Below are 13,488 nucleotides of genomic sequence, written 5' to 3'. Positions count from 1 at the left end.
ATTTTCAACTCTACTAATTGTTTTTGAACCACGACTACCTGTCTGTCTTCCCTGCCGTTTTTATCGTTTTTTACTCACTTCCCTCCTGTCGACGTACTGCATTCATACAAAAATCGGCAATCTGTTTGACAAAGTAATCCTTATAGTTTTGATCAAACATCACATTGCGAGATGGGTTTAAAGGTTCAATCACCACAAAAGTCATAGAGCCAACCACGCCCAGTGCGGCGGTGTTCAAATCTTCAAACTCAAACTCACCATTGACTTTTCCTTCAGCCAAAATTTCCTTAATGCTCTGCTTGATCAGCTGTTTACTGCGAAAACGTTCATGTTCCATTTCCGGATCGACCGGTTCAAACATGAGCGCATACGCCAGTTGGGGACTGTTCATGGCACGCTTCACAAAAGTTGTAACAGATTTTTGCAATTTCTGTTTTGGCGATAAATCCGAGCCGGCAATGTGGTTCAAAATTTCAACCTCATGCTGAATCGCATTCGACAACACTTCAATTAAAATCTGGCTTTTGTTTTCGAAATATCGATAGACCAGACCGGTAGATACACCGGCACGTTCCGCAATGGCCTGAATCGACGCCTCTTTAAAGCCCCCTTGAGCAATTAGTTCACGAGCGGACTGCAAAATCGACAGGCGATTCTGTTCCATTCGTTCCTGCATCAATGATGATCTTTTATAACTCATATCTTATTCTCAACCAGATAAAATGAATTGTAAATCATTTTGTGAATTTTAGTTCACTTTTTTAAATTTTCGATGTATGTTAAAAACCAAGCACAACAAAAATGCTTTTTTGGAAACAACAAATATAACCGCAGGATGGATGAAGAAATGAATTTACAAAGCTTGGATTTCGGTTTGGATGAAACACTGATCGCCCTTCGTGATTCAGTTGCTGCATTTTGTGCAAAAGAGATCGCACCCATTGCTCAACAGGTCGACCGTGACAACGAATTCCCTGCTCATCTTTGGAAAAAGTTTGGGGACATGGGTTTACTCGGTCTAACCGTAAGTGAGGAATATGGTGGCACCAACCTCGGTTATCTGGCACATATTATTGCCATGCAGGAAATTTCACGTGCCTCAGCATCTATTGGCCTTTCCTACGGGGCACATTCTAACCTATGTGTGAACCAAATTAAGCGTAATGGTAACGAAGAACAGAAACAGCGCTATTTACCGAAACTGATTTCAGGTGAATATGTCGGCGCATTGGCCATGTCAGAACCGAATGCCGGCTCCGATGTGGTGAGCATGAAACTCAAAGCTGAAGATCAGGGCGATCATTATCTGCTAAACGGTTCAAAAATGTGGATCACCAACGGTGGCGATGCAGATGTGCTGGTGGTCTATGCCAAAACTGATACCCAAGCCGGCGCCAAAGGCATGACCGCTTTCCTGATTGAAAAAACCATGCCGGGCTTTAGCCACGGTACGCACCTGGACAAACTGGGCATGCGCGGCTCGAATACCTATCCACTGTTCTTTGACAACGTGCGCGTACCGAAAGAAAACGTCCTCGGCGGTGTCGGCAATGGTGTAAAAGTGCTGATGAGTGGTCTGGACTATGAACGTGCTGTATTAAGCGCAGGCCCACTGGGCATTATGGATGCCTGCCTAGACACCGTGATTCCGTATATCCACGAGCGTAAACAGTTTGGTCAGGCACTGGGCGAATTCCAGCTGATGCAAGGCAAAATTGCTGATATGTATTCGACCTGGTTGGCATGTAAGGCACTGGTCTATGCCGTAGGTGCAGAATGTGACAAAGCCGAGCATAGCCGCAGCCTGCGTAAAGATGCTGCCAGCGCAATTTTATATGCAGCCGAAAAAGCCACCTGGATGGCCGGTGAAACCATTCAGACGCTAGGTGGGAACGGTTATATCAATGAATTTTCTGCTGGACGTTTATGGCGTGATGCCAAACTCTATGAAATTGGTGCAGGCACCTCGGAAATTCGCCGTATGCTGATTGGCCGCGAACTGTTTAACGAAACTGCCTAAAAAATAAATCACAAGAATAGACAAGGATGTTGGCATGAATCAATTACAGAGCAAAATCAATATTCGCAGCGAAGAGTTCAAAAACAACCACGCAGCGATGCAAACCCTGGTCGATGACCTGAAACAGAAAGTCCAGAAAATTGCCCTCGGCGGCGGTGAAACTGCACGTCAGAAACATCTGGATCGCGGTAAATTATTACCACGTGAACGGATTGACCACCTGATTGATCCGGGTACGGCTTTTATTGAAATTGGTCAGCTGGCTGCCTATCAGGTGTATCAGGATGATGTGCCTGCTGCCGGTGTGGTGGCCGGTGTCGGTCAGGTCAATGGCGTGACCTGTATGATCATTGCCAATGATGCGACAGTCAAAGGCGGAACGTATTATCCGCTGACTGTGAAAAAGCATTTACGCGCTCAGGAAATTGCCGAGCAGAACCATCTGACCTGTATCTATCTGGTCGATTCTGGCGGTGCCTATTTACCGCTGCAAGATGAAGTATTCCCGGACCGTGATCACTTCGGCCGTATTTTCTACAATCAGGCGCGTATGTCGAGCATGGGCATTGCCCAGATCGCCGTGGTGATGGGCAGCTGTACAGCCGGCGGTGCTTATGTCCCTGCCATGTCGGATGAAACCATTATTGTGCGGAATCAGGGTACGATTTTCCTGGGTGGCCCGCCACTGGTGAAAGCTGCCACCGGTGAAGTGGTCAGCAGTGAAGACCTGGGCGGTGGAGATGTGCACACCCGTTTATCAGGTGTGGCCGATCATCTGGCAGAAAATGACGAACATGCTTTGGCCATTGCCCGCAACATCGTCGCCAATTTAAATAAAAAACCAAATCCACAACCGGAAAATGTCGAAGCACCATTATTCGATGCGTCCGAGCTGTACGGCATTGTCCCGACCGATGCGCGTAAACCGTTTGATGTGCGTGAAGTGATTGCCCGTATTGTCGATGGTTCACGTTTTGACGAGTTCAAGGCACGTTTTGGGACCACGCTGGTCACCGGCTTTGCCAAACTGTACGGTATGCCGGTTGGTATTATTGCCAACAACGGGATTCTGTTTTCCGAGTCGGCACAAAAAGGCGCACACTTTATTGAACTGTGCACCCAGCGCAACATTCCCCTACTGTTTATTCAGAACATCACCGGCTTTATGGTTGGCCGTCAGTATGAAAATGAAGGCATTGCCAAAAATGGTGCCAAACTGGTAATGGCAGTCGCGACAGCCAATGTGCCGAAACTGACCCTGGTGATTGGCGGTTCTTTTGGTGCCGGCAACTACGGCATGTGTGGCCGTGCCTATTCGCCACGCTTTATGTGGACCTGGCCAAACTCGCGTATTTCGGTGATGGGCGGTGAGCAGGCTTCGAGTGTACTCTCGACCTTAAAACGCGACCAGATTGAAAGCAAAGGCGGCAGCTGGTCAGCGGAAGAAGAAGATCAGTTTAAACAGCCTATTCGTGACCAGTACGAACGTCAGGGTCATCCATATTATGCTTCTGCGCGTTTATGGGATGATGGCGTCATTGATCCTGCGCAATCACGTGAAGTATTGGCGCTCAGTCTGGCGGCAGCATTAAATGCCCCAATCCAGCCAACCAAATTCGGCGTGTTCCGCATGTAAGAGGTGACAAAAATGGATTATCAATTTTTACAACTCGAACAGCAAGATCAGGTGGCCACGGTGTGGATTAACCGTGCCGAACTGCACAATGCCTTTAATACGCAGGTCATTGAAGAATTACACGCCTGCTTTCAGCAACTGAATACCCGCGCTGATGTACGTGTGGTGATTCTGGCCGGTCGTGGCAAGAGCTTCTCTGCCGGTGCCGACCTGAACTGGATGAAACAGGCCGGTCAGGCCTCACAGGCAGACAATGAAGCCGATGCTTTAAAACTGGCAAAAATGCTACAAAGTCTGGCTACCTTGAAACAACCCACCATTGCCCGTGTCCATGGTATTGCTTTTGGTGGTGGTATGGGTCTGGCTTCAGCTTGTGATATCTGTATCGCCAGCACCGATGCCAAGTTTGCAACCTCCGAAGTACGTTTAGGATTGGCTCCTTCCACCATTAGTCCTTATGTGATACGTGCGATTGGTGCCCGTCAGGCGTCACGCTATTTCCTGACTGCTGAGCGAATCTCAGCTGAACAGGCGAAAACCATTGGTCTGGCACATGAAGTGACTGCACCAGAACATCTCGACAGTAAAATTGATGAGATTGTTGAAGCGCTCTTACTCGGTGGACCAGAAGCACAGAACGCCTCAAAACAACTGATTCAACTCGTCGATCAACAGGTCCTGACTGAAGATCTGCTGCTTAAAACCGCACAGCATATTGCCCATGTTCGCCAGGGAGATGAGGCGAAAAATGGACTGAATGCATTTTTAAACAAAAAAAGCCCGGCCTGGATCAAGACCACGGCATAACAACAAGAAGGATCGTAGGATGTTTGAAAAGATTTTAATTGCCAACCGTGGTGAAATTGCCTGTCGTGTAATTCGTACAGCGAAAAAGTTAGGCATCGCTACTGTTGCCGTATATTCCGATGCCGATGCACAGGCACAGCATGTCAAACTGGCAGATGAAGCCATCCATATTGGTGAATCGCCTGCTGCACAAAGTTATTTACAGATTGAACGTATTATTCAGGCAGCAAAAACTACAGGTGCTCAGGCTATTCATCCAGGTTATGGCTTCCTGTCTGAAAATGACCAGTTTGCACTGGCCTGTCAGGACAACAACATTGTCTTTATAGGTCCGCCAGTGGATGCGATCTTAGCAATGGGTCTTAAAGCGACCTCTAAAGCCTTAATGGAACAAGCCGGTGTACCGTTAACCCCAGGCTATCATGGTACCAATCAGGATGCCGATTTCCTGAAACAACAAGCCGATAGTATCGGCTATCCGGTACTGATCAAAGCCAGTGCCGGCGGTGGTGGTAAAGGCATGCGTCTGGTCGAGCGCAGCGAAGACTTTCTGAGTTCACTCGCTTCCTGTAAAAGCGAAGCACGTTCTAGTTTCGGCAATGAAGATGTATTGATTGAACGCTATGTCGTGCAGCCACGCCATATTGAAGTTCAGGTTTTCGGTGATACACATGGCAATTATGTGCATCTGTTTGAACGCGATTGCTCTGTGCAACGTCGTCACCAGAAAGTTCTGGAAGAAGCACCTGCACCTAAAATGCCTGAAGATAAACTTGAAGCGATGCGCCAAGCCGCAATTGACGCTGCACGTGCAGTAAATTATGTCGGTGCCGGTACAGTCGAGTTCATCGTTGAACAAGACGGTACTGCTTATTTCATGGAAATGAACACCCGTCTACAGGTTGAGCATCCGGTCACTGAAATGATCACCGGTCAGGATCTGGTGGAATGGCAGTTACGTGTCGCGTTCGGTGAACCTTTACCGAAACAGCAACATGAATTACAGATTCACGGCCATGCTTTAGAAGCACGTGTTTATGCCGAAGAACCTGAAAAAGGCTTTATTCCGGCGATTGGTCAAATCAGCTATCTGCATTATCCAGCACAAAATGAAGCGGTACGTGTCGACAGCGGTATTGTTGAAGGCGATGAAATTAGCACCTACTACGACCCGATGATTGCCAAACTGATTGTCTGGGGCAAAAACCGTGAAGCAGCATTAACGCAAATGCACCATGCTTTAGGTCAGTTCCATGTCGATGGTCTGGGCAACAACATTGCCTTCCTGGATCGTCTGGTACTGTGCGATTCTTTCAAGAATGCCAATTTGGATACTGGCCTGATTCAGCGCGAAGAAGAATTCCTGCTAAAACCGGCCACAGAGCTGAACAGTACGCTAGTGGTCAGCGCGGCCTTCATCGAATTGCTGTCACGTTTGGCCCAGAACCCGAGCGCCAGCAATCCGGTCTGGCAGACCAATGCTTTCTGGCGTTTAAACCTGCAATCGGGGCAGACAATCAAATTACAATGTAATGACAAAACCTTAAATATCCAGTTTGCAGCACAAGAACATGGCTTTGTCGCACAGTATGAGGGTCAGACTTTTGAGCTTGAGGGTCAGTTACTGGATGCGCATACCCTGCAATTCAAGCTGGCCGGCAAACAGCAAAAACTGGCCTTTAGCCAGACTGAACATGGCATTACCCTGTTCCAGAATGGCCAGAGCTATAAATTTACCTATCTGAAACCGGTATTTAACCAGGATGATGAACAAGGTGCTGAAAACAACCTGACTGCGCCAATGCCGGGTGTCATCACTCAGGTACTGGTCGCGGCCAATGACAAAGTCAAAAAAGACGATGTCCTGATGACCCTCGAAGCCATGAAAATCGAATACTCGATTCGTGCACCGCATGATGGCATCGTGGCCAGCTCTTACTTCCAGGCCGGTGATCAGGTCAAAGCTGGCGATGAGCTGGTGGAATTCCAGCCGCTGGCGGAGGAAGTCGCATGAGCGAATTTGTCAAAATTGTTGAAGTCGGGCCACGCGATGGCCTGCAAAATGAAAAAACACCCTTAACCCTGGATGACCGCAGACAGCTGATTCTGGATTTAATGCAAACCGGTTTACAGGCCATTGAAGTTGGTTCCTGTGTATCGGCCAAATGGGTACCGCAAATGGCAGACAGCGATGTGCTGTTTGCCGGCTTGCCCAAAGATCCAAACATTCAGTTCAGCCTGCTCACGCCAAATCTGAAAGGTTTTGAATCTGCGCTGGCAGTGGGTTGTACAGAAGTTGCGGTCTTTACCGCAGCCTCTGAAAGTTTTACCCGTAAAAATATCAACTGCTCAATTGATGAAAGTTTTGAAAAATTCAGCGATGTGATGCGTGAAGCCAAAGCGCACAACATTCGTGTGCGTGGTTATGTGTCCTGTATGGTCGATTGTCCGTACGAAGGCGCGATTGATCCACAGCAGGTGGCAAAAGTTTCGCAGCGCCTGCTGGATATGGGCTGCTATGAAGTGTCTTTAGGTGAAACCATTGGCACCGCCACACCCGACCGGGTGAAAAAAGTCTGGGATGCCTGTCTAGCTGAGCTGGATGCAACGGTGCTGGCCGGTCATTTTCATAATACCTATGGCATGGCTATCGCCAATATTTATCAATCACTGCTGCAAGGTATTCGCGTTTTTGACTCGTCAATTGCCGGTTTAGGCGGCTGTCCTTATGCCAAAGGCGCATCCGGCAATGTCTCGACCGAAGATCTGTATTATCTGCTGTCCAACATGGGCTATGAAACCGGTATTCAGCTGGATGCCTTGATGCAGGCCAGTCGTAATATCAGCAATGTTTTACAGCGCAATAATCCATCCAATTATGCCAATGCCTACTGGCAAAAAGCCTGCGCTTAATAACCGAATAAAACCCGGCTTGAGCAATGCCCTCAAGCCACTCAAGGATGTAACAGCAGCAACCTGCTGAAAAAGGATAAAAAATAGAGGTGACACATGGCAAATAAAGTCTATGACAGCGCACAAGCCGCCTTAAATGGCGTGGTTCAGGATGGCCAGACCCTGGCCGTAGGTGGTTTTGGCCTGTGCGGGATTCCTGAAGCATTAATTGCCGCGCTAAAAGACACCGGTGCCAAACAGCTGACCTGTATTTCCAACAATGCCGGTGTCGATGGTTTTGGTCTGGGGCTGCTGCTTGAAACCAAACAGATTAAAAAAATGATTTCATCCTATGTCGGTGAAAACAAGGAATTTGAACGCCAGTTCCTGAGTGGTGAACTGGAAGTTGAACTGACCCCACAAGGCACACTGGCAGAAAAATTACGTGCCGGCGGTGCAGGTATTCCAGCCTTCTTTACCGCCACCGGTGTCGGTACCGTCATCGCGGAAGGCAAAGAAGTGCGCCAGTTTAAAGGTCAGGATTATATCTTAGAAGAATCCTTAACCGCCGATGTTGCCCTGGTCAAAGCCTATAAAGCCGACAAGGCCGGCAACCTGATTTTCCGTAAAACTGCACAAAACTTTAATCCGGTCTGTGCCATGGCGGGCAAAATCACCATTGCCGAAGTCGAAGAAATTGTAGAGATTGGCGCGCTCGATCCAGATGAAATTCATCTGCCGGGGATTTATGTCAACCGCATTGTGTTAAATGCACATCCTGAAAAACGTATTGAACAAATGACTTTAAAGGCGGAGGCTTAAACCATGGCTTGGACGCGTAATCAAATGGCGCAGCGCGCCGCACAAGAACTGGAAGATGGTTTCTATGTCAATTTAGGGATTGGTTTACCAACTTTAGTCGCTAACTATATTCCAGAAAATATCAACGTCTGGCTACAGTCAGAAAACGGCCTGCTCGGGATTGGGGAATTCCCAACTGAAGCCACGGTCGATGCTGACCTGATTAATGCCGGCAAACAGACGGTCACAGCTCGTCAAGGTGCTTCGTTTTTCTCTAGCGCAGACTCTTTTGCCATGATCCGTGGCGGTCATGTCAATATTGCCATTCTGGGCGCCATGGAAGTCTCTGAACAGGGCGATCTGGCCAACTGGATGATTCCGGGCAAAAAAGTCAAAGGTATGGGCGGTGCCATGGATCTGGTCGCAGGTGTGCAAAAAGTGGTGGTATTGATGGAACACTGCGCCAAAGATGGGACACCTAAAATCGTTTCACAGTGTAGCCTGCCGCTGACCGGTAAAGCCGTGGTTCATCGCGTGATCACCGATTTGGGCGTTCTGGATATTACCCCAACCGGCGTGCAGCTGGTGGAACTGGCACCTGAAGTCAGTTTTGAGGAAATTCAGAAAGTCACCGGGGTGCCGTTGATTCGTAATGCAGCTTAATGGCTGGTTTTAAAAACGGGCATCGGATGGTCGTGAATACATCCCCACTTCTACCTCTGCTATTCAACTAAACCCAAAAGGACGACTTCAAGTCGTCCTTTTCTATTCCCTTAACCGAACTTACTCTGCTTTCTTCTCGACAATGCCCTGATTATCAACCGCACGTACCACCCCGGTTTCTGTATTTAATACTTCAAACTCAATACGACGGTTCTGGAACTGCCCTTCTGGGGTTGCATTTGGTTCCATCGGCTGTTGCTGGCCATACCCCACGGCCTGTAACTGTGAAGGATCAACCCCACGCTGCACCAGATAATCACGTACCGCTTCAGCACGGCGTAAGGACAACAGATTATTGGCTTCATTGCTACCTACCGCATCGGTATGGCCTTTAATGGTCAAATGTACATGCGGCGCACGCTGGATTAAGGCCGCAGCCTGATCCAGAATTGGCTGATTGGCTTCCGGTACAGTCGAAGATGCCGACTCAAAATGAATTGCTTCCAGATTTAAGGCGGTGGCGACATCCAGCGCCTGAATATTATCCGGGTTAATCACAGCCAAGGCTTGTGCTGCGGTTGTGGTGGCTGGTGTGGCGGTCTGTACATCGAGATCCTGCTGCACCGTAATGGTCATATTCTTAGCCAAAGGACGCAGCTGATTGGCCACACGCTGCGCATCTGCCGGATTGATGGACTGAATCGCAATCTGCTCACCCATCCAGGTCATATTGGTACTCGGCACATCTTTCAGGATTTTCAATGCCGTTGGAATCACATCCTGATCAATAAATTCACTATGATAATTACTGGCGCTATTCACCCCACAACCTGTCGGATGGTTAAAAATCCGTTTAACTTCTGTTTGCAGAATGTCGGTATAAGCCGGATTGTTCAGATACAACTGACAGGTGACCAGATCGCCATTGGAACCGGTATTGACCTGCAAATAGGCCGGTTCCGTCGCTGCTGCCTGGGTAACAGGCACCTCTTCTTCATTACGGTCAGAACAGGCTTTAAATAAAAAGGCCAGTAACAATGCCAGAATAATAAAAATCAGAATCGGTACCCACGGCGAGCGCTTCTGCTCTGGCACCTCTTCATATAACTCAGGCGCCTGATGAATGGTCTGCCCGGCAGTGGTATTGACACCTAAACCGGCCAGCAGCGCAGCGGCCCATTCCGGCAAAGCAGCCTGAATGTCCGGCATATGCTGATCAAGCAAATGCACAATCGCCTCAGGATCGGTCGAGCCGGCCTCACTTTCTAAAAAACCTAAGGTTGGTACGATGGCCCGGTTCAGGGTGGATTCAATTTCATCTGCCGGCGCCTGACCGCGGCTAAATTCCAGAAACTGCTGTTTCAGGTTCAGGTTGGTACCAAAAATTTCAGCCAGCCGCGGATTAAGCTGATTTCTCAGGCTGTCAATGAGGGATGGCCGGTGTCTTAACACCGATAAAAATACCGGATAAAAATCATTTAAGGCACGGTTTTTCTCAATGAGGTAATCCGTTTCCCCGTCTAGCACAATGGATGACACGCTATTTTTCAATAATTCTATCAATCTGGTTTGCATGATATGGCCTCATTTTTTTCATTGTTCTACTCGCATTTTTCAGTGTATCTGGTCATTTTTTAGACGTTGTAAATAATTGTATTTTTCTTTATGTACTTAAATTAAAACATAAAAAAAGCCAGCAAATGCTGGCTCTTGAACAGGCGAATTTAGGCCAGGAAAGTCTGAATTACCTTGCCTTTCACGGTTTGCTGAATCAGTGGCGTGTTCTTGCCTTGGGACAGAATGCTGTCTTTGTCCAGCGTCCACTCCAGTTCAGGATCGACCAGAATCCAGCCGGCTTCCTGCATCCAGCGATCTGCCATTTGCGCAACCGTCGCCGGTGCCAGTGTCACGGTATGCACCCATTCCAATGGACTGAACAGACCTTCCTCAACCAGTTGCACACCCAAGGGCACAAAGGTATCAAAAGCGGTAAAGCCCGGTAAGGTTTCAGCAAACGGTGCCATTTTGGCCGAACTGCTTAAGGGTTCATGATGGGTACAGATCGCATCAATTACGCCATCTTTTAAGCCCTGACGCAGCAATTCTTTGTCTTTTTCAGCACGTAGCGGTGGACGCACATGCGCCAGCGAGTTAAAGCCATCAATCACCTGATCGGTTAAATGCAGCTGATGCATCGCCACATCACAGGTTACTGGCAGGCCTTTTTCTTTGGCAATTTTAATCAGCTCGACCGAAGCGCCACAGGACAGCAAACCGAAATGCGCACGGACTTTGGTCGCTTCAATCATCAACAGGTATTTGGCAATGGCTACGGTTTCGGCCAGCGCCGGAATCATAGGCAAGCCCTGACGTGAAGCAATAAAGCCTTCATGCACACAGCCATCTTTGGCAATTTGCGGTTCTTCAGCATAGAACACCACGGTCAGGTCCAGACCGGCTGCATATTCCAGCGTGCGAATCACGACATCATCATCAGCAAAGGATGCATTGGCATTGGAAACTGCAGTACAGCCGCCCTTTTTCAGACCGGCCATATTGGCAGGCTGTTTGCCTTGCAAGCCTTGGGTTTGTGCGCCAATCACCTGTAAATAAATACCACCATCCAGCATGGCTTTTTCGACCAGACCGTGAATCAAAGCACCATTGTCCTGCACAATCGGCTTGGAATCTGGTGGGGTAAACACGTGCAGAATACCGTTTTCACGTGCCGCCTTGCCTTCTGATTTTAAAGTACCATGCTGCTGCTGACCCGGTTCACGCATCCGCGCGCACAGATCAACCATGGTTGGCATCAGCCATTTGCCTTGTCCATCAATGGTTTCAGTCACATCTGCTGTTTCTGCAACCAGCTTGCCATTTTCCAGATATACCGTTTGCACGCGATCAGTCTTTTGCATTGGATCAAGAACGCGGACATTTTCAATTTTTACAATACGCATGACTGATTCCTTATACCGCAATCGCTTCAATTAAACCTTGTTCCTGCAGTTGACCCTGCATCGCCAGTGCCAGCACAGCCATACGCACCGCAATACCATTGGTCACCTGATTTAAAATCACCGATTGCGGACCATCGGCAATGCTGGAATCAATTTCCACACCCCGGTTCATCGGTCCCGGGTGCATCACGATACAATCCGGTTTGGCCAGCGCCAGACGCTCTTTGTTCAGGCCATACATTTTGTAGAATTCTGCCGGTGAGGACAGCGCCGGTGAATCAATCCGTTCATTCTGGATACGCAAGGTAATAATCACATCACAGTCACGGATGCCATCTTCCATTTTATTAAACAGGCGTACATCGGCCCCGTATTCTTCAAAACCAAATGGCAGCAAGGTATTCGGTGCAATCACGCGAATATCTTTACAGCCTAAAGTTTGTAACGCCGCCACATCAGAACGTGCCACGCGTGAATGTTTAATATCGCCAATAATGGCAATGCTCATGTCGGCAAAGTCTTTTTTGGTTTCACGGCGAATGGTCAGCATATCCAGCATCGCTTGAGTCGGATGCGCATGACGGCCATCTCCGGCATTAATAATCGCGATATTTGGACAGACATCCTTGGCAATAAAATGTGCTGCACCTGAAGAGGAATGACGCACCACAAAAATATCGGCGGCCATGGCTTCCAAGTTCCACAGCGTATCACGCAGGGTTTCGCCTTTAGAGGTACTGGAACGGGCAATGTCAATGTTAAGCACGTTGGCCGAAAGACGTTTCGCTGCAGCTTCAAAGGTGGTGCGGGTACGGGTTGAGTTCTCAAAAAACAGGTTCATAACCGTACGACCTTCCAGCAGGTTGTTAGTGATCAGCTGATTTTGGTCATTAAAAAAGGACTGCGCGGTGTCCAAAATTTTGGTGAGGGTTTGTTTGGAAAGCCCTTCGATGGTGATGAAATGTTTTAGATTTCCATCTTTATTGAGTTGAATCTGGCTCGGAGTATGCAATGCCGCCAAGTGCATGAGAGATTCCTTATACGTTAAGTCAACGTATTATACAGAGAATCGCCATTCTTGGCACTTGGCAATTCGGCTACTTGTATAAAAACCGGCTCGATAATAAAAATTGATTTTGAAATTCCTATGTATTTTTTCAATAAGATAATTTAAACGAATTTTTAGAATGAATATTTTATGTTCTAAAATGGCACCCAAGTCTGGAGCTTGAATGCCATAACTGATCTAGCGTAGTGCGCCAATATAATGATGTGAGACTTGTGCCCGATAAATGTCATCTTCAGTTGGTTCAACTTTCATTAATTCATCGTTATTTTTTTGCTGTAAACCCGCTTTTTGACTTATGTTCGAATCGGAAGAGAACTCGAATACGTCTTTAAATTTTTCAACCAGACGCAGTAATTCCGGATCGCGTGTGGCTTCGGCTAATGCAATCACATGTTCGGCATAATCACTATTTTCAGACAGATAAATGGCATCAATTACCCGGCCTGAAACTCGTCTCAAACGTGCATAGATTAAAGTCGCAATTGAAAAACTTTCTGTATTGACCATTCTTGATTCCCCAATCATTTAAAAATCGAGATTGCAGCCTCTCCCCAGCGACTGCAATCTCGTGATAATTACAGCAATATCCATACCAAAATTAAAAAGCCCATCTGTAATTAAGACAGGCTTTTTATAAAAA

The 13,488-nt window shown here is 47.7% G+C and carries 12 protein-coding genes; 7 read left to right on the top strand and 5 right to left on the bottom strand.

What is annotated here, in order from left to right; genetic code table 11:
• Positions 1 to 70: 70 nt before the first annotated feature.
• A complete protein-coding gene (locus ACVLR6_RS05405; RefSeq protein ID WP_160241438.1) occupies positions 71 to 700 on the bottom strand; it encodes a TetR/AcrR family transcriptional regulator in 630 nt (209 codons plus the stop codon).
• Positions 701 to 847: 147 nt separating this feature from the next.
• Between ACVLR6_RS05405 and ACVLR6_RS05400 the strand changes: the two genes are divergently transcribed.
• From ACVLR6_RS05400 to ACVLR6_RS05370, 7 genes are all read left to right on the top strand, one after another.
• Entirely contained in the window at positions 848 to 2,020 is a 1,173-nt protein-coding gene (locus ACVLR6_RS05400) for an isovaleryl-CoA dehydrogenase (protein ID WP_005177068.1), read from the top strand.
• A 34-nt stretch (positions 2,021 to 2,054) separates the two neighbouring features.
• Positions 2,055 to 3,656: a carboxyl transferase domain-containing protein gene (locus tag ACVLR6_RS05395; RefSeq protein ID WP_005177066.1), complete on the top strand. Its 1,602-nt coding sequence runs from the start codon at positions 2,055 to 2,057 to the stop codon at positions 3,654 to 3,656.
• A 12-nt stretch (positions 3,657 to 3,668) separates the two neighbouring features.
• Positions 3,669 to 4,463 carry an enoyl-CoA hydratase/isomerase family protein gene (locus ACVLR6_RS05390; RefSeq protein WP_127799219.1) on the top strand — a complete coding sequence of 265 codons (795 nt, stop codon included), beginning with the start codon at positions 3,669 to 3,671 and terminating at the stop codon, positions 4,461 to 4,463.
• Positions 4,464 to 4,482: 19 nt separating this feature from the next.
• On the top strand, positions 4,483 to 6,477 hold the full coding sequence (locus ACVLR6_RS05385) for an acetyl/propionyl/methylcrotonyl-CoA carboxylase subunit alpha (protein ID WP_168383947.1): 1,995 nt from the start codon (positions 4,483 to 4,485) through the stop codon (positions 6,475 to 6,477).
• The gene (locus ACVLR6_RS05380) at positions 6,474 to 7,376 is read left to right on the top strand and encodes a hydroxymethylglutaryl-CoA lyase (RefSeq protein ID WP_005177060.1); all 903 of its coding nucleotides are present in this window, start codon (positions 6,474 to 6,476) and stop codon (positions 7,374 to 7,376) included. Before ACVLR6_RS05385 ends, ACVLR6_RS05380 begins: the two co-directional genes overlap by 4 nt.
• 96 nt (positions 7,377 to 7,472) lie before the next feature.
• Positions 7,473 to 8,177, top strand: coding sequence for a CoA transferase subunit A (locus ACVLR6_RS05375; RefSeq protein ID WP_005177058.1), 705 nt, complete (start codon positions 7,473 to 7,475; stop codon positions 8,175 to 8,177).
• 3 nt (positions 8,178 to 8,180) lie between these two features.
• On the top strand, positions 8,181 to 8,819 hold the full coding sequence (locus ACVLR6_RS05370) for a CoA transferase subunit B (RefSeq protein WP_104487413.1): 639 nt from the start codon (positions 8,181 to 8,183) through the stop codon (positions 8,817 to 8,819).
• A gap of 120 nt (positions 8,820 to 8,939) precedes the next feature.
• Here ACVLR6_RS05370 and ACVLR6_RS05365 read toward each other — a convergent pair whose 3' ends face one another.
• The 4 genes from ACVLR6_RS05365 to ACVLR6_RS05350 form a co-directional block, all read right to left on the bottom strand.
• Complete coding sequence (locus tag ACVLR6_RS05365; RefSeq protein WP_455995984.1) at positions 8,940 to 10,394, bottom strand: OmpA family protein; 1,455 nt, start codon at positions 10,392 to 10,394, stop codon at positions 8,940 to 8,942.
• Between the two features lie 149 nt (positions 10,395 to 10,543).
• Entirely contained in the window at positions 10,544 to 11,779 is a 1,236-nt protein-coding gene (locus ACVLR6_RS05360) for a dihydroorotase (protein WP_075174772.1), read from the bottom strand.
• A gap of 10 nt (positions 11,780 to 11,789) precedes the next feature.
• Positions 11,790 to 12,806, bottom strand: a complete 1,017-nt coding sequence (locus ACVLR6_RS05355; protein WP_005177046.1) for an aspartate carbamoyltransferase catalytic subunit — start codon at positions 12,804 to 12,806, stop codon at positions 11,790 to 11,792.
• 219 nt (positions 12,807 to 13,025) lie between these two features.
• Positions 13,026 to 13,355 carry a hypothetical protein gene (locus ACVLR6_RS05350; RefSeq protein ID WP_005177044.1) on the bottom strand — a complete coding sequence of 110 codons (330 nt, stop codon included), beginning with the start codon at positions 13,353 to 13,355 and terminating at the stop codon, positions 13,026 to 13,028.
• Between the last annotated feature and the right edge of the window lie 133 nt (positions 13,356 to 13,488).

The organism is Acinetobacter sp. T63 (assembly GCF_053852345.1).
This window is presented reverse-complemented; position numbering and strand designations above follow the sequence as displayed.